General features: G+C 64.7%; 25 protein-coding genes, 1 other RNA gene and 1 pseudogene. 12 read left to right on the top strand and 15 right to left on the bottom strand.

From position 1 onward, the window contains the following. Positions 1-12: 12 nt before the first annotated feature. The 4 genes from AAFG16_RS12280 to AAFG16_RS12265 all read right to left on the bottom strand — a co-directional run bounded on the left by AAFG16_RS12280 (position 13) and on the right by AAFG16_RS12265 (position 3524). Positions 13-1527: a tripartite tricarboxylate transporter permease gene (locus AAFG16_RS12280; RefSeq protein WP_342739301.1), complete on the bottom strand. Its 1515-nt coding sequence runs from the start codon at positions 1525-1527 to the stop codon at positions 13-15. 7 nt (positions 1528-1534) lie between these two features. After that, positions 1535-2296, bottom strand: a complete 762-nt coding sequence (locus AAFG16_RS12275; RefSeq protein WP_342739300.1) for a tripartite tricarboxylate transporter TctB family protein — start codon at positions 2294-2296, stop codon at positions 1535-1537. A gap of 95 nt (positions 2297-2391) precedes the next feature. Then, positions 2392-2922 (bottom strand): chromate transporter, encoded by a 531-nt coding sequence (locus AAFG16_RS12270; RefSeq protein ID WP_283084788.1) that lies wholly within the window; start codon positions 2920-2922, stop codon positions 2392-2394. Further along, positions 2919-3524 carry a chromate transporter gene (locus tag AAFG16_RS12265; protein ID WP_342739299.1) on the bottom strand — a complete coding sequence of 202 codons (606 nt, stop codon included), beginning with the start codon at positions 3522-3524 and terminating at the stop codon, positions 2919-2921. Before AAFG16_RS12265 ends, AAFG16_RS12270 begins: the two co-directional genes overlap by 4 nt. Before the next feature lie 95 nt (positions 3525-3619). Between AAFG16_RS12265 and ssrA the strand changes: the two genes are divergently transcribed. The 9 genes from ssrA (at position 3620) to AAFG16_RS12220 (ending at position 11008) form a co-directional block, all read left to right on the top strand. Continuing rightward, positions 3620-3986: a transfer-messenger RNA gene (gene ssrA / locus AAFG16_RS12260) on the top strand. 116 nt (positions 3987-4102) lie between these two features. Next, a complete protein-coding gene (locus AAFG16_RS12255; RefSeq protein ID WP_342739298.1) occupies positions 4103-4621 on the top strand; it encodes a ClpXP protease specificity-enhancing factor SspB in 519 nt (172 codons plus the stop codon). A gap of 101 nt (positions 4622-4722) precedes the next feature. Next, positions 4723-6141: a class II fumarate hydratase gene (fumC, locus tag AAFG16_RS12250; RefSeq protein ID WP_283084785.1), complete on the top strand. Its 1419-nt coding sequence runs from the start codon at positions 4723-4725 to the stop codon at positions 6139-6141. A 275-nt stretch (positions 6142-6416) separates the two neighbouring features. Then, positions 6417-6605, top strand: coding sequence for a DUF4169 family protein (locus AAFG16_RS12245; protein WP_283084784.1), 189 nt, complete (start codon positions 6417-6419; stop codon positions 6603-6605). Beyond that, on the top strand, positions 6602-6856 hold the full coding sequence (locus tag AAFG16_RS12240) for a ribbon-helix-helix domain-containing protein (protein ID WP_283084783.1): 255 nt from the start codon (positions 6602-6604) through the stop codon (positions 6854-6856). The genes AAFG16_RS12245 and AAFG16_RS12240 overlap by 4 nt, the downstream gene beginning before the upstream one ends. A 114-nt stretch (positions 6857-6970) precedes the next feature. Further along, complete coding sequence (locus AAFG16_RS12235; RefSeq protein ID WP_027560531.1) at positions 6971-7246, top strand: FeoA family protein; 276 nt, start codon at positions 6971-6973, stop codon at positions 7244-7246. A 23-nt stretch (positions 7247-7269) separates the two neighbouring features. Continuing rightward, positions 7270-9141, top strand: coding sequence for a ferrous iron transporter B (locus AAFG16_RS12230; RefSeq protein ID WP_342739297.1), 1872 nt, complete (start codon positions 7270-7272; stop codon positions 9139-9141). Between the two features lie 321 nt (positions 9142-9462). Continuing rightward, positions 9463-9915, top strand: a complete 453-nt coding sequence (locus tag AAFG16_RS12225; RefSeq protein WP_283084781.1) for a hypothetical protein — start codon at positions 9463-9465, stop codon at positions 9913-9915. A gap of 409 nt (positions 9916-10324) precedes the next feature. Continuing rightward, complete coding sequence (locus AAFG16_RS12220; protein WP_342739296.1) at positions 10325-11008, top strand: helix-turn-helix domain-containing protein; 684 nt, start codon at positions 10325-10327, stop codon at positions 11006-11008. Between the two features lie 92 nt (positions 11009-11100). Here the strand turns inward: AAFG16_RS12220 and AAFG16_RS12215 are convergent, their stop codons facing one another. From AAFG16_RS12215 to AAFG16_RS12190, 6 genes are all read right to left on the bottom strand, one after another. Next, on the bottom strand, positions 11101-11856 hold the full coding sequence (locus AAFG16_RS12215) for an outer membrane beta-barrel protein (protein ID WP_342739295.1): 756 nt from the start codon (positions 11854-11856) through the stop codon (positions 11101-11103). An 827-nt stretch (positions 11857-12683) separates the two neighbouring features. Continuing rightward, positions 12684-13001 carry a hypothetical protein gene (locus AAFG16_RS12210; RefSeq protein ID WP_342739294.1) on the bottom strand — a complete coding sequence of 106 codons (318 nt, stop codon included), beginning with the start codon at positions 12999-13001 and terminating at the stop codon, positions 12684-12686. A gap of 42 nt (positions 13002-13043) precedes the next feature. Further along, complete coding sequence (locus AAFG16_RS12205) at positions 13044-13514, bottom strand: DUF302 domain-containing protein (protein ID WP_342739293.1); 471 nt, start codon at positions 13512-13514, stop codon at positions 13044-13046. 7 nt (positions 13515-13521) lie between these two features. Further along, positions 13522-14070 (bottom strand): cytochrome c, encoded by a 549-nt coding sequence (locus AAFG16_RS12200; protein WP_342739292.1) that lies wholly within the window; start codon positions 14068-14070, stop codon positions 13522-13524. Continuing rightward, complete coding sequence (soxC, locus tag AAFG16_RS12195) at positions 14057-15328, bottom strand: sulfite dehydrogenase (RefSeq protein ID WP_342739291.1); 1272 nt, start codon at positions 15326-15328, stop codon at positions 14057-14059. The genes AAFG16_RS12200 and soxC overlap by 14 nt, the downstream gene beginning before the upstream one ends. 125 nt (positions 15329-15453) lie before the next feature. Then, a complete protein-coding gene (locus tag AAFG16_RS12190) occupies positions 15454-15792 on the bottom strand; it encodes a carboxymuconolactone decarboxylase family protein (RefSeq protein WP_342739290.1) in 339 nt (112 codons plus the stop codon). A gap of 107 nt (positions 15793-15899) precedes the next feature. On the opposite strand from AAFG16_RS12190, the gene AAFG16_RS12185 reads away from it, so the two are divergent. Next, positions 15900-16853 (top strand): AraC family transcriptional regulator, encoded by a 954-nt coding sequence (locus tag AAFG16_RS12185; protein WP_342739289.1) that lies wholly within the window; start codon positions 15900-15902, stop codon positions 16851-16853. Here AAFG16_RS12185 and AAFG16_RS12180 read toward each other — a convergent pair. After that, positions 16850-17044, bottom strand: a complete 195-nt coding sequence (locus AAFG16_RS12180; protein ID WP_342739288.1) for a hypothetical protein — start codon at positions 17042-17044, stop codon at positions 16850-16852. The two genes, AAFG16_RS12185 and AAFG16_RS12180, sit on opposite strands and share 4 nt — an antisense overlap. On the opposite strand from AAFG16_RS12180, the pseudogene AAFG16_RS12175 reads away from it, so the two are divergent. Beyond that, positions 17043-17541, top strand: a pseudogene (locus AAFG16_RS12175) (GNAT family N-acetyltransferase). The gene AAFG16_RS12180 and the pseudogene AAFG16_RS12175 sit on opposite strands and share 2 nt — an antisense overlap. 129 nt (positions 17542-17670) lie before the next feature. On the opposite strand, the gene AAFG16_RS12170 reads toward AAFG16_RS12175, so the two are convergent. Continuing rightward, positions 17671-18156: a DUF417 family protein gene (locus AAFG16_RS12170; RefSeq protein ID WP_342739287.1), complete on the bottom strand. Its 486-nt coding sequence runs from the start codon at positions 18154-18156 to the stop codon at positions 17671-17673. Between the two features lie 322 nt (positions 18157-18478). Here AAFG16_RS12170 and AAFG16_RS12165 point away from each other — a divergent pair, with 322 nt between their 5' ends. After that, complete coding sequence (locus tag AAFG16_RS12165; RefSeq protein WP_283084770.1) at positions 18479-18712, top strand: hypothetical protein; 234 nt, start codon at positions 18479-18481, stop codon at positions 18710-18712. A gap of 143 nt (positions 18713-18855) precedes the next feature. Here the strand turns inward: AAFG16_RS12165 and AAFG16_RS12160 are convergent, their stop codons facing one another. The 3 genes from AAFG16_RS12160 to AAFG16_RS12150 all read right to left on the bottom strand — a co-directional run bounded on the left by AAFG16_RS12160 (position 18856) and on the right by AAFG16_RS12150 (position 24227). Continuing rightward, positions 18856-19095, bottom strand: coding sequence for a hypothetical protein (locus AAFG16_RS12160; protein WP_283084769.1), 240 nt, complete (start codon positions 19093-19095; stop codon positions 18856-18858). A gap of 27 nt (positions 19096-19122) precedes the next feature. Then, positions 19123-20241 (bottom strand): DUF2336 domain-containing protein, encoded by a 1119-nt coding sequence (locus tag AAFG16_RS12155; protein ID WP_342739286.1) that lies wholly within the window; start codon positions 20239-20241, stop codon positions 19123-19125. A 350-nt stretch (positions 20242-20591) separates the two neighbouring features. Further along, positions 20592-24227 (bottom strand): AsmA-like C-terminal region-containing protein, encoded by a 3636-nt coding sequence (locus AAFG16_RS12150; protein ID WP_342739285.1) that lies wholly within the window; start codon positions 24225-24227, stop codon positions 20592-20594. Positions 24228-24270 lie beyond the last annotated feature (43 nt).

Here is a 24270-nt window from a genome sequence, read left to right as displayed (position 1 = left end):
GCGCGGACGCGATCAGTTCTCGGACTCGGTGAACACCTCGTCGCGCTTGGCACGCAGCGTCGGCAACACCGTGAGCACCAACAGGCCCAGCGAGATCGCCAGCAGCACCGCCGACAGCGGCCGCGTCAGGAACACGCTCCAGTCGCCGCGCGAGATCAGCAGCGCACGGCGCAGGTTCTCTTCCATCAGCGGTCCCAGCACCATGCCGAGCAGCAGCGGCGCCGGCTCGAAATCGTGCTTGATCAGCCAGTAGCCGACCAGGCCGAACACGCCTGCGAGGATGACGTCGACCGGGGCGTTGTTCACCGAGTAGATGCCGATCGCGCAGAAGATCACGATCGAGGGGAACATCAGCCGGTAAGGCACACGCAGCAGGCGGACCCAGATGCCGACCAGCGGCAGGTTGATGATGATCAGCATCAGGTTGCCGATCCACATCGAGGCGATCATGCCCCAGACGAGATCCGGCTGCTTCTGCATCACCTGCGGGCCCGGCACGATGCCGTGGATGGTCATCGCGCCGACCATCAGCGCCATCACCGCGTTCGGCGGGATGCCGAGGGTGAGCAGCGGGATGAAGGAGGTCTGCGCTGCGGCGTTGTTGGCGCTTTCCGGCGCCGCCACGCCCTCGATCGCGCCGCGACCGAACCGCTTCGGATCCTTCGCGAGCTTCTTCTCAAGCGTGTAGGCCGCGAACGAGGCGATCACCGCGCCGCCGCCCGGAAGGATGCCGAGGATCGAGCCGAGCACGGTGCCGCGCAGGATCGGCGGCGTCGAGTCGATCAGGTCCTTCCTGGTCGGCATCAGGCCGGTGATCTTCTGCTGCACGAGGTCGCGGTTCATCTCGGCGCCGGCGTCGAGATTGCGGATGATCTCGGCGAAGCCGAATACACCCATCGCCACCGTCGCAAAGCCGAGACCGTCGGCGAGCTCCGGAATGTTGAAGGCCATGCGCGAGGCGCCGGTCTCGATGTCCGAGCCGACTATCGAGAGCAAGAGGCCGAACACGATCATCGCGATCGCCTTCAGCACCGAGCCCTTGGCCAGCACGACCGCGAAGATCAGGCCGAGCACCATCAGCGAGAAATATTCGGCCGGACCGAACGCCAGCGCGAGCTTCGTGAGCGGCGCGCCGAGGACGGCGATCAAGACGGTCGCGACGCAGCCGGCAAAAAACGAGCCGATCGCCGCGATCGCCAGCGCCGGGCCGGCACGGCCCTGCTTGGCCATCTGGTGGCCGTCGATGGCGGTGACGACCGATGTCGCCTCACCTGGAATATTGACCAGGATCGACGTGGTCGAGCCGCCATATTGCGCGCCGTAATAGATGCCGGCGAGCATGATCAGCGCGCCGACCGGCGGCAGACCGAAGGTGATCGGCAGCAGCATCGCGACGGTCGCGATGGTGCCGATACCGGGGAGAACGCCGACCAGCGTGCCGACGAGGGCACCGATCAGGCACATCAGGAGGTTGATCGGAGAGAGCGCGACGGCGAAGCCGTGAGCGAGGTTGGCAAAAATATCCATCACGCCCTCACTGGATCAGGAAACGCGGAAACATCGGCATCGGTAGCCCGAGCACGTAGGGGAACAGGATCGCGCAGCCGAGCGTCAGGCAGGCGCCGACGATGGCGGCCTCCAGCCAGCGCGTCTCATGCGACCCGGTCGCGGCGATCATGAAGCTGACGAAGGCCGTGACCACGAGGCCGAGCGGGCGGATCGCGAGCGCGAAGAACAGGATCGCAACCATCACGAACAGCGGCCCGCGCCAGGAATAATGCGCCATCGCCGGCCCGTCGGTCAGAAGGCCGGTCAAGGCGATGCCGGCGGACAGCGCGACCAGAAGCCCGCCGAACATCCGCGGCGCGGTGCCAGCGCCGAAGGAGAAACCGCGCATGCCCTGCAAATCGCTCGAAGCCCACAACGCAAACAGAGCGACCGCCATCAGAATGACGCCGCCGACATAGTCCTGCGCCGAGCGGATGGTCATGAACAGCGTGACGATCGCCACCGCGAAGATCGGATAGGAATAGATCAGCGCCAGCAGCACATCGGAGGACGCCTTCTTGGTCTCACCGCCGGCCGCTGCGATCAGGGCTGCGGGCGCACCCGCCACCAGCGCGGTGGCGTGGCTGATCAGCACGGTGGCCGGGCCACGTCCCGCACCCCAGCCGAAGATCGTCCCGATCGACCAGATGAATTCGAAAATCTGCGGCGCAAGCGCCAGCAGACAAAAGCCGAGCGCCACCGCGGTGTTTCGGGTGGCTGTCGCCGAGTGGCCCATCGTATCGGCCATGCATGTCTCCTCCGCGACCCGTAAGTCACGAGCACTGTTGTTCTAAATCGGCTGGAAAGGGATCCCCGGGCCGCATCACTGCCTAGCGATTTTCATCACACAATGCCAGCAAAACCCAACGCTCCTCCGGCGAGCAGGAGCCAGAGCGGGTTGATGCGCGAGACCGACGCGATCACCGCAACCATCGCGGTCAGAAGCAGTGCAACAAGCGTGCGATCGGTCGACTGGGCCAGGATCAGGGCGCTCGCTGCCATCAATCCGATCGACAGCGGAACCAGTGCAGCCTGGATCAGGCCGGGCCAGCGCGATTGGCTGGGCCGGCTCAGCAGACCGCTGACATAATAGGCAAGCAACGCGGTCGGCAGGCACATCGCCAGCGTCGCCGCCAAGGCCCCGGGAATGCCGGCAACGGCATAGCCGATTAACGTGACGATAAGCACGTTCGGACCTGGCGAGAGCTGCGCGATCGCAAAGGCATCCGTGAACTGTTTCTCGGTCATCCAGTGATGCACGTCGACCGCGATGCGGTGCATCTCCGGCACCGCCGCCGCGGCGCCGCCGACCGCAAACAGCGACATTAGACCAAAGGTGGAGATCAGCGCCCAGATCGGGTTTTCGTTGGTCATGCTGCTACCTTCCGCCGCATCAGATATGTGACGCCGATGCTGACGGGGATCGCGACCAGCAGTACCGCCTGGAGCGGCAGGCGGAGCACGCCGATGGCGACGAACACGCCGAGCATCAGGAGGAGCACCACGACATCCATCCGCTTCAGCAGCGGCGTCATCATGCGGAAGACCACCGCGATCAGGAGGCCGACCGCGGAGCAGGAAATCCCGGCGAGGATTCGGCGCAGCACCTCGACGTCGCCGAAGCGGGCATAGATGATCGCGAGCACGGTCATGATCAGTGTCGGCGGCAGCAACAGCCCGCTGAAGGCGGCAATGCCGCCGGCGATCCCGCGCAGGCGCGAGCCGAACACCATCGACAGATTGACGATGTTGGGCCCGGGCAGGAAATGGCAGAGCGCAAAAGTCTCGTTGAACTCGTCCGCCGTCATCCAGCGGTGCTGATCGACGATGGCGTGCCGGGCGAACACCAAGACCCCGCCGAAACCGGCCAGCGACATCCGGGCGAAGGCCAGGAACAGCGCCAGCAAGCCGGGCGGTGGGGCGTGGGCGGCAGGGATATCCGGCTCTTGAACGGCCGGTACGGAATCCGGGGGCATGTCAGGAGCTTAGAACGGGCGCAGCGGCGCGGCCAAGGTGATAGGCGGAGCGTCCGGAACCTATCCAAAGGGAACCGCGCGATCGCCGCTCGAAACCTCTGTTTTTTGAAACCTTTGCCCCCTATATTAGGGGTGCCGGTTCGCCGGCTATGGAAATAAACGGTCGTCGTAATAAACCATTCGGACCCGGGGGCGGTACCCGGCGCCTCCACCAAAGCCCACCCTTGGGCTGTTGCCAGAGCGGGCTTTGGCGGGGGCGAAATAGGATCGACGAGGGCGTAAAGGGCGTGCTTTTTCCCGGTATTGTTCCGCCGTTATCGGGCTACTGCAATAGTTGCCAACGACAACTTTGCTCCGGTTGCTCAGGCTGCGTAACGCAGTTTGAAAGACCACTCTAAAGTCCTAGCGGGTTAAGCTCCGCTAGGCGGGGTTCGGAGGCACCTGGCAACAGAAGCCTCCACTTTACTCTTTGATTTCCTCTCCGGCGGGGACTCCTGCTGACCCGTCAGGCGCGGTACTATTGCGGCTTGGCGAGTCGGGCCGGCGGGGTCTGGCTCCGGGGATGCAACAGGACCACCATGGCGACCGATCATATCCGATACGATGTGCTGGCCCGCGACGCGCTGCGCGGCGTGCTGCGGAAGGTGCTGACCGATGCCGCCGCCCATGGCCTGCCGGGCGAGCACCATTTCTTCATCACCTTCGTGTCGAAGGCCGAAGGCGTGAAGCTGTCGTCGCGGCTCCTTGCGCAATATCCGGAAGAGATGACGATCATCCTCCAGCACCAGTTCTGGGACCTGACCGTGCTCGAGGACCGTTTCGAGGTCGGCCTGTCCTTCGGCGGCATTCCGGAGCGGCTGGTGGTGCCGTTCAGCGCCATCAAGAGCTTCCTCGATCCGTCCGTGAAGTTCGGCCTGCAGTTCGACACCTCCGACGTTGCCGAGGTCGCGCCGGAAACATTGCCGGCAACCCCCGCTCCTTCCGCCGTGTCGGTGCCCGCGCCTGCCGTCGAGAACGCGGAAGCCGCGGAAGAGCCGACCCCGCCGAGCCAGGGCGGCGCCGAGGTCGTGCGGCTCGATCGTTTCCGCAAGAAATGATCTAGGGTGCGCGCGCGGCCGTCGCGTTCGCCCAAACTGTCTATATAGAGAAGCATATCGGAAGGCCGCGCGGCGTTTCGCGCGACAGGATGGATATGCTCATGGCCAAGACGACCCGCCCCGCACGCAACGCCGCAACCCGCACCGAGACCGACAGCTTCGGTCCGATCGAGGTCCCCGCCGATCGCTATTGGGGGGCACAGACCGAGCGCTCGCGCCAGAATTTCCGCATCGGCACCGATCGCATGCCGATCGCGCTCGTGCACGCGCTCGGCATCGTCAAGCTCGCCGCGGCGCAGTCCAACCTCGAGCTCGGCCTGCTCGACGAGCGCCGGGCCAATGCCATCATCCGCGCCGCGCGCGAGGTGATCGAGGGCAAGCTGGACGACCATTTCCCGCTTGTTGTGTGGCAGACCGGGTCGGGCACCCAGAGCAACATGAACCTCAACGAGGTGATCGCCAACCGCGCCAACGAGCTGCTCGGCGGCGAGCTCGGCGCCAAGAAGCCGGTGCATCCCAACGACCACGTCAACATGAGCCAGTCGTCAAACGACTCCTTCCCGACCGCGATGCACATCGCGGCGGCGCGCCGCATCAACGCCGACCTCGTTCCTGCCCTCGGTGAGCTGCTCGGGGCACTCCGCAAGAAGGAGAAAGAGTTCGGCAAGATCGTCAAGATCGGCCGCACCCATACCCAGGATGCGACGCCGCTGACGCTCGGCCAGGAATTCTCCGGCTATGCCGCGCAGGTCGAGAGCGGCATCGCGCGACTGAAGGTCGCGGTGAAGGACCTCTATCCGCTGGCGCAGGGCGGCACAGCCGTCGGCACCGGCCTCAACTCGAAGCCGCGCTTCGCAAAACTGTTCGCAAAGCACGTTACCGGGATTACGAAGCTCCCCTTCACCAGCGCCGCCAACAAATTCGAGGCGCTGGCCTCGAACGACGCCTATGTATTGGCGCACGGCGCCATCAATTCCGTCGCGACCGGCCTGTTCAAGATCGCCAACGACATCCGCCTGCTCGGATCCGGCCCGCGCTCGGGGCTCGGCGAGTTGATCCTGCCGGAGAACGAGCCGGGCTCCTCGATCATGCCGGGCAAGGTCAATCCGACGCAGTGCGAGGCGATGACCATGGTGTGCTGCCAGGTGTTCGGCAATCACACCGCCATCACGGTCGCCGGCAGCCAGGGCCATTTCGAGCTCAACGTCTACAAGCCGGTGCTGGCCTACAACATGCTGCACTCGATCCGCCTGATGGCGGATGCGGCGCGCTCCTTCACCGAGCATTGCGTCAGCGGCATCCGCGCCGACGAAAAGCGCATCAGGGAGCTGATGCAGCGCTCGCTGATGCTGGTCACGGCGCTGGCCCCGAAGATCGGCTACGACAACGCCGCCAAGGTGGCCAAGACGGCGCATGCCAACGGCACCACGCTGAAGGAGGAGGCGCTGCGGCTCGGCTTCGTCTCGGCGGACGAGTTCGACCGCCTGGTGCGCCCCGAAAAGATGACCAGCCCGGGATAAAATTCCGAATTCCGATAGTCATCCGTAATGATACGGGCACTCGACGCTCAGAAATATGCGGCTTTAGAGGCGGGATTTGATTACCGTCAATGAAATGGCCGAGCGGCGTGTTACGCCGCCGTATGCCTTGACGGGCGAAATTCATCGTTTGATGGCCCGAAGGGCCGATTGACGAGGATGAGCGAATGAAGATCAAGTCTTACGGGGCGCAGCGCGCCACCCTGTTTCTGAATGTTTCATCCTGCCTGATGAGGATCGGATGATGGAGACGCGGCATGGGGAACGTCATCAACCTGAATCGTTTCAGGAAGCGCGCCGAGCGGGAAGCCTCGGCGAAGCAGGCGGACGCCAACCGGGCGAAGTTCGGCCGCACGAAGGCGGAGCGGTCGGCGGAGGAGACGCGCGCGGACAAGGCAAAGGCGGATCTGGACCGGCATCAGATCGATCGCGAGGAGCAGCCATGAAGTCGCCCGTCGTGAAACGGTCGATCGTGGTCGCCGGCCACAAGACCAGCGTCAGCCTGGAAGAAGCGTTCTGGAACGGCATGAAGGAGATCTCGGGCCTGCGCAACATGACGCTGTCCGAGCTCGTCGGCGAAATCGACGGCGCCCGCCAGCAGGGCAACCTGTCCTCGGCGATCCGCCTGTTCGTGCTCGACTACTTCAAGAGCCGCGCCATGGCCGCCATCCAGGCGGACAAGGTCCCGGCGCAGTAGGGCCGAGGCTCCTTTCCCCACGCCTTCGTGATCTGCACTTTAAAATCACTCTAAGGTGCAGCTTCCGTGGGCAAGCGCGCTTGACCTCAATGCCCTGCGTTGAAAATACAGGGCATGACCGACACCCATGATACGCGCCGCGAGATGCCGCTGGGCCTGGCCCAGCGCGGCTATACCGGCGTCATCCAGCACCTCTCCGCCAAGGACGCAGGCTCGGCTCTCTCGGACATCGAGCTGGAGAGCCGGCTGATCGAGCTCGGCTTCGTCGAGGGCGCCCGGGTCGAGGTCCTGCACGAGGGGCTGGTCGGGCGCGATCCGATCGCCGTACGGGTCGACAACATCACGATCGCGGTGCGCCGTCGCGAAGCCATGGCCATCATCGTCGCGTAAGCAGCGACCGGATATCTGCTCCCATGGAATTACCCCTGCTGCATCTCGCCCTCGTCGGCACGCCCAACAGCGGCAAGACCTCGCTGTTCAACGCGCTGACCGGCAGCCGGCAGAAGGTCGCGAACTATCCCGGCGTCACCGTCGAGCGCAAGGAAGGCTTCTTCGTCACGCCCTTGGGCCGCCAGGTCTCCGTGGTCGACCTGCCCGGCACCTATTCGCTGCGCGGCCGCAGCCCGGACGAGGAGATCACCCGTGATTTCGTGCTCGGCAAGGCCTCCGGCGAGACCGTGCCCGACCTCGTGCTATGCGTCGCCGACTCCACGAATCTGCGCCTGACCATCCGCCTGCTGCTGGAGCTGAAGCGCACCGGACGGCCGATGGTCCTCGTGCTCAACATGTTCGACATCGCGAGCCGCCGCGGCATCACCGTCGACGTCGAACGGCTCGCCAAGGAGCTCGGCGTGCCCGTGGTCACCTCGATCGCGGTGCGCAAGGGCGGCACCGCCGACCTGCTGGCGCTGACCGACGAGATCTCGGCCAAGCTCTCGGCCGAGCCCGCCGAGAACAGCTGGCGCGCGCTCAGCGTCTCCGAGCTGCGTGCCACCCAGCGCGAGGCCGACCGCATCATCGCCGATTGCGTCAGCCTGCCCGCTAGGCCCGACACCTGGACCGCGCGGATCGACGCCGTGGTGCTGCATCCGGTTGGCGGGCTGATCGTGCTCGCGCTGATCCTGTTCGTGATGTTCCAGGCGGTGTTCGCCTGGGCGCAGCCGGCGATGGACCTGCTCAAGTCCGGCTTCGACACGCTCGGGGAGTTCGTGCAGGCCACGCTGCCCGACGGCCTGTTGCAGAGCTTCCTGCAGAACGGCGTGATCGCGGGCGTCGGCAGCGTGATCGTGTTCCTGCCGCAGATCATCCTCATCTTCCTGTTCATCCTGCTGCTGGAAGATTTCGGCTACATGGCGCGCGCCGCGTTCCTGATGGACCGCATCATGGGCGGCGCGGGGCTGCACGGCCGCGCCTTCATTCCGCTGCTGTCGAGCTTTGCCTGCGCCATCCCCGGCATCATGGCGACGCGCGTGATCGACAACAAGCGCGACCGGCTGACCACGATCCTGATCGCGCCGCTGATGACCTGCTCGGCGCGCATTCCGGTCTACACGCTGATCATCTCCGCCTTCATTCCGGCAAAGGACGTCTGGGGCTTCATCAACCTGCAAGGCCTCGTGATGTTCGGCCTCTATGCCACCGGCATCATCAGCGCGCTCGCCGTCTCGTTCGTGATCAAGTTCTTCATGATCCGCGACTACGCGCCGGCGCCATTCATGCTGGAGCTGCCGGACTACAAGATGCCCAGGCTGAAATCGATCGCGATCGGCATCTACACCCGCGCCAAGATGTTCCTGCAACGCGCCGGCACCACGATCTTCTCGATGATGGTGCTGATCTGGTTCCTGGCCTCGTTCCCGCAGCCGCCCGCTGGCGCCACCGAGCCCGCGATCGACTTCAGCCTTGCCGCCATCATCGGCAAGGCGCTGGAGCCGCTGCTCGCTCCTGTCGGCTTCAACTGGCAGATCGCGGTCGCCCTGATCCCGGGCATGGCGGCGCGCGAGGTCGCGGTCGCGGCGCTCGGCACCGTCTATGCGATCGAAGGCGGCAAGGAAGCGGCCGAGCAGATCGGCCAGGTGCTGGCGACGAAATGGTCGCTTGCAACCGCCCTGTCGATGCTGGCCTGGTACATCTTCGCCCCGCAATGCGCCTCCACGCTCGCCGTGATCCGGCGCGAGACCGGCAGCTGGGGGTGGATGGCTGCGACCTTCGCCTACATGCTGGTGCTGGCCTATGCGGCGAGCCTACTGACGTACAACGTGGCGGTGGCACTCGGGGCGGGATAGCCCTCGTAACCCAAACTTCGAAAACAACCCCATGCACAGTAGACGGGGGTTGCGATATCAAGGATTTACGCATTATCCGAAATGCGTTTGACACGTCGGGCAAAACACCGGCATAATGGCATCATCGAAAGTGCCATACCGGCCGTATTACTTCGCCCGGCAAAGCCACTGGCACGATGGCATTGTCGAAGGAACTTCGTAACCGCATCGGAGATTTCTTCGCGCGCTTGATTTGAATCAAGCCCGTTCTCACAGCGCATTGGAAAATCGCGCAACGTCGTCGCAAGCTGGGCCCATTGTGGGGGGCACGGAGCGAGCGAGATGTCGTTGCTGGCGTACTTCTGGAAGGTTGGTGCAGCGTTGCTCGTCCTCCTCTTCCTTGTGGACTTTTGTCTCCCGAAAGCCCCGATCGCCGAGAAGGGCGCCGCAGACCGGCCGGCGATACGCATTCACTCGGATCGCAAATTGCCTGAACGCGTGATCCTCGATACCAGCATGCCGGTCATCGTCGCAGCGGCCCCCGAGGTGCCGGTCGCGCAAGCCACTGCTCCTCTTGACCGCGCAGAACCGCCGATGATCCGGGCCCAAACTCCGGCGGTTGCCAACGCACTCGCCATGACGCGCCCGAACTCGCCGCCAAGCGAGGCGGTCGGTCACAAGCGATCGCGCAAGTCCCAACACGCCTCTGTGCGGTCGAAGCGACACACGCCGCCCCAAATGGTCCTGGCGGCTCGGCAGGGGCCATTCGGATGGTTCGGGTACAGATACTGGTAATTGAGCTGGTAAAACCAGCATCCAAAGCATCGGAAGCCTTCAAGCACCCACGTTGCGCTAGCTGCGGTCTTTTTTCTCGCCGTCGATCCGATATCGCCCCTGCTCCATCCATGGCGAGAAGCTCTGCAAGGCGGAAGCTGTGATTGGAGAGATTTATCCGGCCAGGCTTCCTGCAAGGCTCGTCACGCTCGAGCCCGACGAGCAGAAACGGCGCGTCGACCGACGACGCGCCGTCGAAGAGCAGCATCGTGCTGTCCATTGGTACAATGAACCTTATGACGATAGTCACCAGTTCCGCGTTAGAACAAGCTCGAATTTTGCGAGGAACTCGAGCGGCACGACACTGGCCGGTGTCACATGCGCCGTGGCTGACAAAACCCGATCGCCGCCTGATTGAGGAGTTGGACAAATGCCGATGCACCAGACCTCGGCCTCGCTTCCCCGCCCACATACGCTCATAGAGTTCGGAATGCTCTCCGCCTCAAATCCGACGATCAGCCTGAGCGAGTTCACCTACACACGTGGCAGCGAGATCTACGGCGAGAAAGAGCCGATCGAATTTGTCTACCAAGTCAAGTCGGGCGCGGTACGAAGCTACAAACTGCTGTCCGGCGGACGTCGCCACGTCGGTGCCTTCCACGTTCCCGGCGACTTCTTCGGGCTGGAGAACGGCGATGTCCACCGCTTCAGCACGGAAGCCATGGTCGACACGATCGTGCATCTCGTCAGGCGCGAGAGCCTCGACGCCGCCGCCGAGAATGACGGCACCTTGACCAGGAGTCTGCTCCGCATGGCGGCTACGAATCTTGGGCATGCGGAAGATCATATGCTGCTGCTCGGACGCAAGACGTCGATGGAGCGGGTCGCCGCCTTCCTGATCGAAATGGACAAGCGGCTCACCGCCGCAGGCGTTCTCGCGCTGCCAATGACCAGGCGCGACATAGCCGACTATCTCGGCCTGACGATCGAGACCATCTCACGATCTCTGTCGCATCTGCGCGAGCTCGGCATCCTTCGTTTCATCGACAAAAGCCAGCGTCACATCGTTCTCGTGGACAGGCAGCAACTTGCCGGGCTCGACCGCCAGAACTGACTCTGCAGCAACAGGCATCCCTGCTTCTTCGACCTCCCATGAAAAAGGCCCCGGTCGATGCCGGGGCCTGAGTTCACTGGGAAGACTTCAGATCAATAGCGCGCCGCGACCGGCGCACCGTACCCGCCGAAGCGGTAGTTCAACCGAAGCGTGACCATGTCCACATCCTGGCTGACCCCGCTGCCGGTCAGCGTGAACCCGCCGGGCGTGACCACACCTGCAAAGGCCGTGTTGTCACGTCCCATCCAGAGGTGGTCGTACTCGATGCCGAACGTCCAGTTCGGCGTGAAGCCGTATTCCCAGCCGACGCCCAGCGCTCCGCCCCAGCGCGTGTGGCCTGCCGAAGCGAGGCCGACGCCGGTGACATTGTTGAAGATGTCAAAGCGATTGCGCGTCACTGCGGCGCCGCCCTTCACGTAGAGCAGCGAGGCGTTCCATGCCCAACCGAGCTGGGCCGTGAACAGCCCGATCCCGTCGATCTTGCCCGTGGTCGAGATGAACGGATCGATCAGGCTGACGCGCGTGTTCTTGATCTCGGCCCAATCGCCCTGGGCTTCCAGGCCGAGCACGAACTGATTGGTTTGCCAGCGGTACCCGATCTGTCCGCCGGCGAGGCCGCCGGAGCGATCGGCGCAACCGCTTGCGACGGTTCCTGCGGGCGTTATGAAATCCACGCAACCGTGGCTCTGCCCCCAGCCTCCGTTGGCGCCAATGTAAAATCCGGTCCAGTTGTAAACCGCCACCACCGGCGCGGGCGGCGGCGCCTTGACGGCCATATCGGCCGCCAAGGCCGGAGCCGCCATGCTCAGCGCCGCGAAGCCGATCGCCGCGATCGAAAGCTTTTTCATCGTTTCGTCCCCTTTGCTCAAATTTCTTACGTCAGACGCAAAGCCTTATGCAGGCTGGCGTGCATAAACTCTGCGAACAGCCTGAAGTTTACGCGCGCGGGGAGTGTTGCCCCGTAACAAAATGGCAACACCTAAGCGCCATCGCTATGCATGGAAAAGTGCTTAGTCGGTGTTCGAAGTGCCGGTAGTCGCGGCGCCATCCTGTTCGTCGGCAAGCCACGCATTGATGCCGGAGGACGGGATTAGTCGCCTTGGAAGGTGCGGGTTGATCGTGCCTGCAAAGACGGCGCATCCCTCATCGCGCTTGGCGCGCGCGAACAGCTTGGCTTCTTGCTCGGTCGCAAAAGTCTTCGTCTCGCGCGGGCTCCGCTTCCTCGGTAGAATGCCTCGCTGATGTATTCCAAAGGTGACGTACCAAGTCGGACTCATCGCTCACGCCAACATGTCACCATCCCTTGGCGTCGCGTTGTGGTGCAATTGTCATGCGCGCGCTTGATTCAGATCAAGCTGCTGCTTGACTACTTTTTATGGGCGACTGACGCGCCAGGCTACGGACCAACAGCCGGTTGACCCGGGGATAGGGGCATGCGGCATCAGCGGTCACAGTACGAGCAAGATCGCGCTTCACCGACGAGCCAGTTCCATGAACCAGGTCAGTAGCCCGTAGGCTGGTAGAGCGAAAGCGAAACCCATCATTTCCCAACAGCGGCGATGGGTTTCGGTGCGCTCCACCCATCCTGCGATACTTCGGACAATCCGCTAACGCGTCGGCCGAAGCACCGGCATGATGGCATCATCGATTTTGACCTGCACGACCGTGCGGGCCGCTAGCGCGACTGATCGCGTCCATCCTCCGGATCGCTTTCCGGCTCCTGGATCAGCACCGCGGGTTCGTCATAGCCCGCGCGGCTGCTGTAGAACACCAAGGCCATCAGGCCGACGCCGACGATCAGCGAGAACACGACGCCGAGCACCAACGCGACATAGCCCGCCTCCGGCACCTTGGTATCCGTGCTGACCCAGCCGAGATAGCCGAGCGAGCCGGCGCCGACGAGCAACGCGCACAGCACCGCGATGACCAGCCATCGGGCGAGCTTGCCGTCTTGCGGGCTGGATGGTGCCGGTTGGTCATGTGTAACACTCATGGATCTCTCCCTTTGTGCGCTAGGAGGGCCACGGCATCATGCCTACTGTGCCGTGGCCTTGGTGGCGATTGCATGCAGCGCGCCGGTCATTGCGGTGATGGCAGCCTTGGCCGGCTCGCCAACGCCATGACGCCCCGCGACATAGGCGGGATCGTTGTAAGACAGCCAGGTCGCGCCCTGTTCGTCCTGCCAAACCAGCGCCTTCAGTGGCAGGTCGATGCCGATGGTCTGGGCCTGCTGCATCAACGGCGTGCCGCCCTTGGCGTTGCCGAAGATGATGAGATCTGTCGGCCGCAGCGGCAGGCCGACCGCAGCCGCACCCGCGGCGTGATCGACATGGGCGAATACAGTGAGGCCCTTCGCCTTCACCTCGGCCTCCAGCCGCTTCATGGTGTCTTCGGGCCCGAAACTGCTCTTGATGGTGATGAGTCCGTCTGCAGCCATGACTTGCGTCTCCCATGAACATGTCGCTGCGATCAGCGCGAGGATCCTGATCAGTGCCGAAACCCTCATCAGCCGCTCACTTGTTGCGGAACAGTTTGGCCGGATCGAATTCCGGCACCGGAACGAAGCCGTCCCGATTGGGCATTTTGATCTTCGGCAAAGACTCCTTGTCGACCTTGCCATCGGCGGGAACGATGCCGTTGAGGCTCAATATGTAGGCGGTGACGGCGTAAGTCTCGTCGGTGCTGAGCGAGCCCGGCGTCGGATAGGGCATCGCGCGATGGATGTAGTCGAACAAGGTCGTGGCATAGGGCCAGAAGCTGCCGACCGTCTTGACCGGCATGTTGGAAGCGAGCGTGCCCTGGCCGCCGGCGAGACGATCCTTGATGCCGCCCTGGCCGTTGTCGCCGTGACAGGCCGCGCAATTGTCGGCGAAAATCTGCTTGCCCTGGACCGCGGTGCCGCTGCCGTCAGGCAGGCCCTTGCCATCGGGGCCGACATCGATGTCCCACAGCTTGATCTCCTGTGGCGTCGCGGGGCGCCCGAAATCGAACGCCAATGCGGGAGGCGCGAGCAGACCGGCGGTGAGAATGCCAACGAAAACCAGCTTGTCATGCGAGGACATTGCGGACCCTCCCGGCCTCGTCGATGCTCCAGGTCTGCTGGGCGTTGTAGTGAAACAGCGCATTGGTCCCCATCGCGGCGATGAAGGACTGCCGGTCCGGCTGCACGTTGCCCTTCTCGTCGGTCGAGCGGCTCACGATTTTCGTCGGTTTGCCGTCCCACACCCAATCCATCTGGAAGCGCACCTGCGCCTTGGACAGCACCGGCTGGCTCAATTGCGCCGGCTTCCATGTCTTCGCGCCGTCGGTCGAGATCTCGACCCCGGCGATCTTGCCGTGACCGCTCCAGGCAAGGCCGGAGATGCGGTTGTAGCCCGGCTGAATCTGCATCATGCCCGAGGGCTGGGTGATGACGGAGTTGGTCTCCATCCGCAACTGAAACTGCCGCGCCTTGCCGTTCGCGAGCAACTGCGTGTAGCGCGCGGTCTCCCAGCGCGTCATCCAGGGCGCGTTGCCGAACTTGAGCCGGCGCAACCATTTGATGTTGAGGTTGCCCTCGAAGCCCGGCATCACCAGCCGCATCGGAAAACCATGCGCGGGCCGCAGCGGCTCGCCGTTCTGGCCATAGGCGACGAAGGCCTCGTTCACGATCTCGTCGGTGAGCGGAATGCTGCGGTCGACGCCCGCGCCATCGCCGCCTTCGGCCAGCATCCAGCTCGAGCCCTTGTCCTTGGCGACGAGGTCGATCAGGAATTTCAGCGGCACGCCGGTCCATTCATTGGTGCTGACGAGGCCATGCGTGTTCTGCACCGTGATATCGGGGTCGGCCTTTTTCCAGTTTTCCCATCCATTGCCGGTGCACTCGATGAACACGACGCGCGTGACCGACGGCATCCGCTTCAGGTCCTCGACGCTGAACACCAGCGGCTTCGAGACCATGCCGTGAATCAGCAGCCGGTGCTGCGCGGGATCGATGTCGGGCACGCCGGAATGGCTGCGCTCGTAGTGCAGATCGGTCGGCGTGATGTTGCCCACCAGCTTCTGGTGCGGCGTCTTGGAATTGATGGCATCGCCGGGATCGACGTTGCGCTTGCCCGGCGTGGCCTCGGGAATGCGATCGAGTTTTGCGAAACGGGAGCGCTCACTGTGCGCGCTGAGATCGGCGCCGGGCCCGCGGTCGGGCACGTCGGCAAGGGTTTCGGCGCCGGCTGCCTCGGTCGCGACCGCGCCAAGGATCCCCGCCGACAGGCCTCCCACGAAGCCGCGGCGCGACACATTCGCAGGCCGTGGCGACAATTCGGTTGGCGTCTTGGACGTCATGGGCTCTCCCCTCGGTAAACGTGCTTTTTCGAAAATGACGGCCGCGCTCACGTCGCGACACTGACACGACGCTGCGACGATTGCGCGTTAGGTTGTGTTAGAAGGAATGAGGTCGGTGCGTTTGCTCACGCTTCCTTGAAAGCCTCATGCGCACGGGTCGCGTAGACCAGCGCGGCGCCGGCATTGACCGAGATGGCGGCGCCGAGCGCTTCGGCAATCTCGCCTTCGCTCGCGCCGTGCTTTTTTGCCTCGGCCGCGTGAACGGTGATACAGCCGTCACAACGCAGGCTGATGGCGACCGCGAGTGCGATCAGCTCGCGCGTCTTGGCATCGAGGTGATTTGTCTTGGCGCCCGCGCCGCTCAGGGTCGCGTAACCCTTGACCGTGTCGGGCGCCAGCTTGCCGATCTCGCCGACACCGGCGACGATCTGGCGACGATAGTTGTTCCAGTCGAGCATGGCCATGAGATGCTTCCTTCTCGTCGTGATGAGCGTAAGTTAGATGCGCTCTGTCGCTCCGTGGAATGGCCGGGCGGCTCGGACTCATGTCCGCGCGGATCAAGGGGAGAGGAATGTCGGAGGCGGAAGCGGCGGAGTTGTTGAAGGCGATGGTGCCGCTGTTCAGGATCCGTCCCGTGATCGAGGATTCCTGCAAGTTTGGCGGCAGCTGGGAGTCGCTACACGCACCAAACGGCAAGGGTTGGGCCCAATTCCACATGGTGACGCGCGGCTCTTGCGTGGTCGAGCGGCCGGGCCTCGGCCCGCAGCGGCTGGAGGCCGGCGACATCCTCCTGCTGCCGCACGGCGACAGTCACGCGGTCCGGAGCCAGACGAGCGGCGTTGTCGGGCGGATATCGACCGAGCTCCGGAACGGCGTCCGGCAGCGCGCAACGATCGGTGCCGAGGTCGAGACCGAACTCCTGTGCGGCCGCTTCCTGTTCGAAACCTCGGACGAGAATCCGCTGATCGCGGCCCTTCCCGACGAGATCGTCCTGCGCACGGCGGGAGAGCCGCTGCTGGAAAGATTTCGGCACCTGCTGATCGACATCCGCGACGAGCTCGAGGCCGGGCGGGTTGGAGCGGAGATGGTCGCGGCCGACCTTGCGCGGGCGCTGTTCGTCATGATGCTCCGCGACCATCTCGCCGACGAAGCCTCCGGGAACGGGACGATGTCGCTGTTGCGGGACCGCACCACGGCGCGCGTCGTGGCGGCAATCCTCAACGATCTCGCCAGGGACTGGACGCTCGACGAGATGGCGACGGTCGCGATCGCATCGCGCGCGACGTTGGTACGCGCCTTCCGCAAGCGCGCCGGGCTCGCGCCGATGACGTTCCTGGCCGATTTGAGACTGACGATCGCGCGCAAGCGGCTGGCCGGCACCTCCGATCCGATCGCAAAGATCGCGAGCGAAGTCGGGTACGCGTCCGAAAGCGCCTTGAGCAAGGCCATGATGCGCAGATACGGCCTGCGGCCCAGTGCCTTGAGAGTGGCGAGGCCTGGCCATCAGCAAGGCACGACGGGCTAAAGCATGATCCGGAAAAGTGCGCAGCGGTTTTCCGGAAAGATCATGCTCAAACAATAATCTAAAGCGCGATGACGATTCATCCTGATCTCATCGCGCTTTAAGCGCCGATTGACCCGAAGGGCAAAACTGGGGCAGATGGCAGCGTCGGTCCCGGCATCGCTGGCCATGTCCAAAGCGGCAGTCTTTTCCATGAATCGCTTCAGCACGACGAGGTTGACGGCCGAGCGGCTGAACGAAAGTCACCTCGCCGACCTCATCGCATTGCATCTCGACCCCGACGTGTCCCGCTATCTCGGCGGCGTGCGGGAGGCGGAGGCGACGACGCAATATCTCGCCGTCAACGTGGCGCACTGGGACCAGTATGGCTTTGGGCTGTGGGCGTTGCGAACGACAGACGGCACCTTCGCCGGACGGGCGGGCATCCGGCGCATCGTCGTCGATGACATCGACGAGATCGAGATCGCCTACACGTTCAAGCGCGAGTTCTGGGGCCAGGGACTTGCGAGCGAGATCGCGACCGCGCTGACGGAGATCGGGCTGTCGCAGCTCGAGCTGCCGTCCCTCATCGGCCTCGTCTTCGTCGGAAACATTTGCCTCCCGCCGCGTGCTGGAGAAGGCGGACTATGTTCTGGAGAAGAGCACAATTCATCGCGGCGAGGATGTGGTGATCTACCGTATCCGGCGGTGAGAGGCGCGAGCTCGTAGGATGGGTAGAGCGCAGCGAAACCCATCACGCTTCAGCGCGCTCGGCAGGCAATGATGGGTTTCGCTGCGCTCTACCCATCCTACAGGCTGGCGGTGAAAGGCGGCTTCACACTCAGCCCGTGCGCGACCGGACAATCGATTGCGGCAGGGACGCGAGAAACAGCACAATGCAGACGCACAACAGCACGATGTCCTTGAACAGGAATTCGCCGGCCAGATTCCAGGCCATCGGATCGGTTGAAAGGCTCCATGTCACGACGCCCGGCGTCGTGAAGAAGAATGACCATGTGATCGCGAAGGTCATGACGCCCATGAATGAACCGACCGCAGACAAGAGCGGACTGAAGCTGCCGGCCACAAGCAGCGCCGCAATCACGAATTCGGCGACACCGAGAAAATAGGCCTCTCCCCTCAGGCCGAACACCGACAGCCAGGAGATGAACGGGCTGTTGGTGATGAACTGAGCGATGCCTTGCGCGGATTGCAGCGTGAATTTCTGCATGCCGAACGAGATGAAGATGATCACCATGACCCAGCGAAGAATGGCGAGCGGACGATAAGAACCGCCACCGCTCTCGGCGACGTTGAACCCTTGCATGTGACGATGTCTCCCCGGACTGCTGGCGAACGAAGCGTTCGCTACGGGCTATACGGAGAGGAGCTTCCGGCGTTACCTGCGGCCGGCCGGTCACAGATCACAGCTGCGTGCGACGCGCGTCTCTTCGTGGCTTGTTCCACCATCTGGTCGTTCATCCATGGGCGCCTCTCTCGTTGCTTTCGCAGTTCCAATGCAACTCGTTCGCTGGAGTGCTTGAACGCAACCGACCTGAACAGCCGTTCAAGAAAGTTTCGTCGCTGTTCCTGCAACGGGTGATGGCGGCAGCCGTTACCCCGCGACGATGCAAACCAAGGAGGAACAGATGAGGAAGCTGACTTACGCTCTAGCAGCGCTAGCGACGCTTGCAATCGGTGCCCCCACTATCGCCAATGCAGCCGGCATCGGCGTCTATGTCGGCGGCGACAGGGATTACTATGACGGCCCGCGCGCCCGCATCTACGAGCATGACCGCGGCTGGCATCATGGCTGGTACCACCGCGATCGCGACTACGACCGCGGCTTCGTGATCCGCCGACATCATGACTGGGACGATTAGTGCGGACTAGCACGATTGAGCAAGGAGGCCCCGCTGCGGCGGGGCCTTTTGCATTGTCTTCGGACGCAGGGAGCCGCGGGCGACAGATGGATTTCGTAGCGCGGCAGGATGGGTTTCGCCGTGCTCCACCCATCCTAGGAAGCTTACCTGAAATACCCCAGCACGAGATCGATGTCCGAGCTGCGGGCCTCGGTCCCAGTCAGTTCGGCGTCGATGACGCGGCGGCAGGCTTCGATCGCGGCGTGGTCGCCGAGATCGTTGGCGGCTTCGAGAACGAGCCAGGCGGCGTCCACCGACGCCTTGTCCGGTGCGCCGACATCGGCGGTGACGGCCTGGTTGAGATTCTTGTTCTTGCGAACGGCGGTGCCGAATTGAGGCAACATTGCAATGACTCCCCTCTCGAATTCCGCTCAGTGAACCTGGAGCTCGGGCTGACGGCCCGCATCGGCACCCGCGCCGGACTTGCGCGACTGGTAGAACTTCAAGATGCTGCGCGAGGTCTCGATCTTGAGCCGGCCGAACTCGCGTTCATTGTCCTGGAGCTCGCGCGCCGTGATCAGATGATCCTTGGCGCCGAGGAACAGCAGCGACATCGTGGTATCCCAGGAGAAGTCGAGCGCCTTGCACAGCACCAGCAGCATCTCGCGGTTGCGGTCCATCAGCGCGCGCTCGATCACGTCGACCGGCAGCGCCGACAGCAGCGACAGGCCGATCTGCACCTCGTCGAAGCGGTGCTGGCGCGCGTAATTCGAAATCGAGTCCTGGTTGAGGTTGCCCTGGCGGTGCTGCGTCGTCACCACGCGCTTGGCGACGAAATAGCTGCGCGAGGACGGGCCGAACTTGGACTGAAGGTCGCCGGTGACCTCGGTCACCGAGCTCTGGATCTGCGCCATCATCTCGGGACGCTCGGTCGCGAGGCGGCGACGGACGTCTTCCGACGCCTTCGAGATCAGCTGCTGGAAGATGTGCCGCGGCACGTCCTTGCGCAGGCCAAGCTGCTCGGCGAGGATCGAATCTCCCTCGGCGCGGCGGACCATGTGCAACAGGCCCGAGCCGGAGAAGCGTGCGCCCTCGTTCCTGGCAACCGACGTCACGACCTCCTGGTTGCCGCGCTTGACCAGCACGTCGGTCACGGCCTCGCCGATCTGCTGGCGCTGCGAGATCGCGAGCAGATGCGCCTGGCCCTTGGTCAGGGCGCTCTCGACCAGCATCTTCTCGTTGACGCGATTGGAATCGCGCAGCACGGGACCGGCGACCTCGATCTCGTCGTCGAGGGCGAGCTTCTCGATGACGTTGAGCGGGGCGTGATCGCACGCCGCCATCAGCTCGGAAAGCTGCGCGCGCGCCGCCACCTCGATCTCGTCGGCGAGCCGGCCGATGACCTCGCCGAACATGCTGATCTCGTCGTCGCTGTAGCGGCCCGTGATCAGGATGTCGGTCGCATGCCACAACGCCTTCGCACGGCTCTCGTCGGTGCCGCGCGCGATCGCGTCGTCCAGATCCTGTAGAAGCGATTTCGCCCCGTTCATCTCGATAACCCCAGTTCTTGGTAGCCCTTTGGCGCGCCGTCCTGCCTGTGCTGGCAGCACGTCGAATTCCTCTGGGAACAACGTTAGGGCCGAGATGCGAGAATTCAGTAAAATCGGCAAATCAGTTTTGCCGACCAAAATTCATTCAAATGCGAGGGAATGGGTTAACCGGCAGATCATAGCTGCGCGCGCCGAGGGTTTGGCGCGAAGGTCTCTCCGCACGTCATGGCCGGGCTCGTCCCGGCCATCCACGTCTTGCCGCGCGGTGCGAAGAACGTGGATGCCCGGGACAAGCCCGGGCATGACGAGCTTCTTAGACACCCGCCATTCACGCTGATTCAAACGCGCCCCTACGGATTCGACTGCGGCGTCAGGACCAGCGGCGGCTTCGGCCTCGGCTTTGCCGGCGGCGGGCCCGGGGCCGGTCTCACCTCGATCGGCGGCGGCAGCGGTGCGACCTGCTGGCTTGCGAGCGGCGGGCTTGTAAGGGGTGGGCTTGGCGCTGCGGGCGCGGCCTGCGGCGCCTTCGGCATCGGCGCGGCCTTCGGCTTTGGCGCCGGCGCGCGGCGGGGATCGCGGCCGGGCAGCGGCACGTCGGTCAGCGACGGCTCCGGCACCGGATCGGGCGAGACCAGGGTCGGCAGCGCAGCGGTCGCCGGCGGCGGCTCGCCGCGCTCGATGGCGTCCAGCCGGCGCGTCTCGCGGTCGATGGTGCGCACGGCGAGCCAGGACGACAGCGGCGCGAGATCGATGGTGCGGCTCAGCCTGTCGGGGGGACCGGCCGCGAACAGCTGGATCTCCGGCGGCGCGCCGGAGAGCCCGGTCATGATCGGCGTCAGGCTGGCGCGGATGTCGGCCTGGTCGGCGGGAATATCGTAGCCGCCGGAGACGATGGCGCGCGCGTTCTTCGCTTCCAACGGCGTTGCGCCGACCCGCAGCCGACCGTCGCGGATGGTGAACGGGATCTGCGCCGAGGCGACCGCGATGGGAGCTGCCGACAAGGCGGGCTCGACCAGCTGCCTCAGGCGGTTGTCGTCGCTGACCTGGCCGCCGTCGCTGGCGCGGATGGCGATCTCGAAGGCGCGCGGATTGAGACCGGATATCTCGGCGGACTCGAGCGTCACCGTGCCATTGCCGGCGAGCGCGCCGGTCAGCGCCGCGATGCTGCGCCCCTGGCTCGTCAGCGCCATCTGCACCGAGGCGCGTCCCTTCGGCAGCGCGAGATCGCGGTAGCGCAGGCTCGCCGCATCGACATTGGCAAGCTCGATGCGCGCGCTCAGCGCGAGGCCGTTGGCGCCGTTGCGCGCGTCGAAACTCGCCGACATCTCGCCGCCGCCGAGACCGCCCTTGAGACCATCGAGCGCGAGCGACTGGCCGTCGCTCCTGATGATGCCGCCGACGGGACGCAGCTCGATGCCGCCGGGCAAAGTGCCGTGCAGCGCCTGGAAGGCGATCCGGCCGCGCCAACCACCGATGAGCCCCGCGCTGAGCGGCTCGCCCGCATCACGTCCGGCAGCACCAATGGCCATTGCGAGCGCAGGCATGAGATCGAGCGAGTCGAGGCCGACTTCGCCTTCGACGTTCTTTTCCGGATCGAGCGTCACGGCGAGATGACCGCGCAGATGCGAACCGGCCGCGCTGCTGTCGAGATCGTCGAAGGTCAGGCGGTTGCCGGCTAGCCCGACGCGCGCGGACAGGTTGACGCTCTGCACCGATTTGTCGGCCGGGCTGGTGCCGAACAGCGGCGCCAGATTGGCATTGCGCACGCGCAAATTCACGCTGCCTTTTGGCTCCAACAGTTCGATATTGCCTTGCGCATCCGCGTCCAGCCCGCCGCCGCTGAGCTTTGCGTTCAATTGCAGCGGACGGCGCCAGGCGCCGCTGAGCTTGCCTTCGAACTGCGAAGCGCCCTCGCTTGCGGCCACCACGCGGTCGAGCCCGAGCAGCGCCAGCAAGGGGCCGGCCTGCGGCGTCGAGACTTTCGAGTCCAGCGTGAAATCGCTGCTCCGCAACTTCTCGAGATCGATGCCGTTGACGGCGGCGACCGGCGTCTGCGCGGTCAGCGTCGCGCTGGCCTTGAGCTGCGGCGCGTCGAGATCGAGCACGGCGCGGGCGTTGCTGCGATCGGCATGCTCGGCGTTCTTGTCGAGGCTGAGGTCGAGCTTGAGGCGCGTCGCACCGGGCAGCGGCGGAACAGCATCGAGCCGTGCGCGCACAGCAGGCGCAAACGGCTCGATCAGCGCGGTCAGCTCGCGCAGCGAATTGGCGGAGGATGTCAGCGCGAGCTTGCCGGTGGCCCTGGTGCGATCAAAACTGCCGCTCGCTTCCGTGGTGACGCCGCCGGCCTGGCCGAACCGCAACTGCTCCAGCGACAGTGCCGCCGGGCCGTAACCGAGCTTGGCCATGAACGGCTTCAGCTCCTGGCCGGCGGAGATGGCGCGGCCGATATCGAGCGACAGCTTTGCCTCCTCCGGCCATTCGCCTTGCGGGCCGGCGAGCGCGCGCACGAAACTGGCGGCGGCATCGAGGTCGAGACGATCGGCCTTGATCTCGGCGTCGATATGCGAGCCCTTGCTCGCGCCTGTTTGCACGAACGCAATGCGGCCTTCGACCGCGCCGCCCTCGATCTCCGCTTTCAGCTTGTCGACGGCGAGATGGTTGGCGGCGATGGTGACGTCGCCGGACAGGCGCAGCGGCCGCGTGCTGCGGCGGTTGATCTCGCTGCGGCCCTGGAGCCAGGCCACCAGCGTATCCGGATCGGACGACTCCACGCTGAGGCGGCCGCTGAAGCTGTCGGCTCCGGGCGTCGCACCGTTGAGCGACAGCTGCGTCATGCCTGGCGCACGCAGTTCGAGCTTCTGGAAGGTCCAGGACCGTCCGTCGGTCGAAAGCTCGGCGACGATGTTCTGGAGCGGACGGCCGCCGAGCATGATCTGGTCGGAGTTGAACTCGATCTGCGCCGGGATCGGCGCCTGCGGGATCGCGGCCAACCCTGCGCGCAGCGCCGGCAGGATGCGCAGCGGCTCGGCATCGTCCTTGCCCGCGAGCTTGTCGGCATCGACCTGACGCGCCGACAGCACCGCGCGCAGCAGCGGCGCGGCGCCGAACCTGAGATCGCCGACGCCGCCGAGCTTGAGCGCGCTGTCCTCCGCGCCGAAGCTGGCATCGACCTGCTCGAACTTGGCGCCGGCCGGATCGGCCTTGAGTTTTGTCGTGAGCTTCCACGGCGTCGGCCCGGCCTCGCCCGGCTTTTTGGCCGCGGGCACCGCGAGCGTCAACGCGCCGTCGAATTTCGGCTGGCGATTGTCGAAGGCGAGCACGCCTTCGAGATCGGCCAGGAGAGGACGCTCGCCGGGATCGACGTTGAGATGCAGACGCGTCGCGCTGCCGTCGGCGCTCGGGCCGGAGGAGATTCGGAACGGATAGCGCGAGCGGCCGACAGTAAAGCTGCCGTCGCCGCGCACCGAGCCGGCGAGCGAGCGGACGTCGCCGGAGAAGGCGATGTCGTTCAATTCCAGCGTCGAGCGGCTGGCGGCATCGTGCAGGGCGATGCGGCCGGTGAGATTGACCCGCTCGATCGCGAGCGAAGCGAGGTTGAAGGTGCCGCTTGCGGTCGAAGGCAGATCGACTCGCCCACGCGCATCGAGGCCGAGATCGACCGCCATGCCATTGACAGAAAGCTCGGTGGCACGCCATTCGCCGCGCATCAGGGAGCCCAGGCTGAACTCGACGTCGAGCTTGTCGGCGCGCAGGCGGCCGAGATCGTTGTTGCCGCCGAAGGTGACCGAGCGCAGCCGCAGAGTCGGCGCCGGCAACAGCCGCGCGTCGAGCTCGCCCGCCACCCGCACCGGCACGCCGATGATCCGGCTCGCCTCCGCCTCGAACTGGGGCCGGAACTGGTTCCAGTCGATGAAGTAAGGCCCGATCAGCGCGGCCAGCAGCGCAATGATGAAGGCAATCGCTAATCCGAGCAGCGTCGTCTGCACGGGTCTCCCCTCGGCCAAACCGGCCCGGGCCAAACCTGAGGGC

The organism is Bradyrhizobium sp. B117, assembly GCF_038969555.1.
Taxonomy (GTDB): domain Bacteria; phylum Pseudomonadota; class Alphaproteobacteria; order Rhizobiales; family Xanthobacteraceae; genus Bradyrhizobium.
The sequence above is the reverse complement of the archived record's forward strand: the minus strand, read 5'-3'. Positions and strand labels throughout refer to the sequence as shown.

What these genes read in the sequence shown, in the direction of transcription:
- AAFG16_RS12275 (WP_342739300.1), bottom strand. Translation starts at nt 2,296, where the DNA reads ATGGCCGATACGATGGGCCACTCGGCGACAGCCACCCGAAACACCGCG.
- AAFG16_RS12205 (WP_342739293.1), bottom strand. Translation starts at nt 13,514, where the DNA reads ATGAGGGTTTCGGCACTGATCAGGATCCTCGCGCTGATCGCAGCGACA.
- AAFG16_RS12220 (WP_342739296.1), top strand. Translation starts at nt 10,325, where the DNA reads ATGCCGATGCACCAGACCTCGGCCTCGCTTCCCCGCCCACATACGCTC.
- AAFG16_RS12155 (WP_342739286.1), bottom strand. Translation starts at nt 20,241, where the DNA reads ATGAACGGGGCGAAATCGCTTCTACAGGATCTGGACGACGCGATCGCG.
- AAFG16_RS12240 (WP_283084783.1), top strand. Translation starts at nt 6,602, where the DNA reads ATGAAGTCGCCCGTCGTGAAACGGTCGATCGTGGTCGCCGGCCACAAG.
- soxC (WP_342739291.1), bottom strand. Translation starts at nt 15,328, where the DNA reads ATGACGTCCAAGACGCCAACCGAATTGTCGCCACGGCCTGCGAATGTG.
- AAFG16_RS12230 (WP_342739297.1), top strand. Translation starts at nt 7,270, where the DNA reads ATGGAATTACCCCTGCTGCATCTCGCCCTCGTCGGCACGCCCAACAGC.
- AAFG16_RS12200 (WP_342739292.1), bottom strand. Translation starts at nt 14,070, where the DNA reads ATGTCCTCGCATGACAAGCTGGTTTTCGTTGGCATTCTCACCGCCGGT.
- AAFG16_RS12190 (WP_342739290.1), bottom strand. Translation starts at nt 15,792, where the DNA reads ATGGCCATGCTCGACTGGAACAACTATCGTCGCCAGATCGTCGCCGGT.
- fumC (WP_283084785.1), top strand. Translation starts at nt 4,723, where the DNA reads ATGGCCAAGACGACCCGCCCCGCACGCAACGCCGCAACCCGCACCGAG.
- AAFG16_RS12280 (WP_342739301.1), bottom strand. Translation starts at nt 1,527, where the DNA reads ATGGATATTTTTGCCAACCTCGCTCACGGCTTCGCCGTCGCGCTCTCT.
- AAFG16_RS12165 (WP_283084770.1), top strand. Translation starts at nt 18,479, where the DNA reads ATGAGGAAGCTGACTTACGCTCTAGCAGCGCTAGCGACGCTTGCAATC.
- AAFG16_RS12270 (WP_283084788.1), bottom strand. Translation starts at nt 2,922, where the DNA reads ATGACCAACGAAAACCCGATCTGGGCGCTGATCTCCACCTTTGGTCTA.
- AAFG16_RS12255 (WP_342739298.1), top strand. Translation starts at nt 4,103, where the DNA reads ATGGCGACCGATCATATCCGATACGATGTGCTGGCCCGCGACGCGCTG.
- AAFG16_RS12225 (WP_283084781.1), top strand. Translation starts at nt 9,463, where the DNA reads ATGTCGTTGCTGGCGTACTTCTGGAAGGTTGGTGCAGCGTTGCTCGTC.
- AAFG16_RS12235 (WP_027560531.1), top strand. Translation starts at nt 6,971, where the DNA reads ATGACCGACACCCATGATACGCGCCGCGAGATGCCGCTGGGCCTGGCC.
- AAFG16_RS12215 (WP_342739295.1), bottom strand. Translation starts at nt 11,856, where the DNA reads ATGAAAAAGCTTTCGATCGCGGCGATCGGCTTCGCGGCGCTGAGCATG.
- AAFG16_RS12180 (WP_342739288.1), bottom strand. Translation starts at nt 17,044, where the DNA reads ATGGAAAAGACTGCCGCTTTGGACATGGCCAGCGATGCCGGGACCGAC.
- AAFG16_RS12170 (WP_342739287.1), bottom strand. Translation starts at nt 18,156, where the DNA reads ATGCAAGGGTTCAACGTCGCCGAGAGCGGTGGCGGTTCTTATCGTCCG.
- AAFG16_RS12245 (WP_283084784.1), top strand. Translation starts at nt 6,417, where the DNA reads ATGGGGAACGTCATCAACCTGAATCGTTTCAGGAAGCGCGCCGAGCGG.
- AAFG16_RS12185 (WP_342739289.1), top strand. Translation starts at nt 15,900, where the DNA reads ATGTCGGAGGCGGAAGCGGCGGAGTTGTTGAAGGCGATGGTGCCGCTG.
- AAFG16_RS12265 (WP_342739299.1), bottom strand. Translation starts at nt 3,524, where the DNA reads ATGCCCCCGGATTCCGTACCGGCCGTTCAAGAGCCGGATATCCCTGCC.
- AAFG16_RS12160 (WP_283084769.1), bottom strand. Translation starts at nt 19,095, where the DNA reads ATGTTGCCTCAATTCGGCACCGCCGTTCGCAAGAACAAGAATCTCAAC.
- AAFG16_RS12210 (WP_342739294.1), bottom strand. Translation starts at nt 13,001, where the DNA reads ATGAGTGTTACACATGACCAACCGGCACCATCCAGCCCGCAAGACGGC.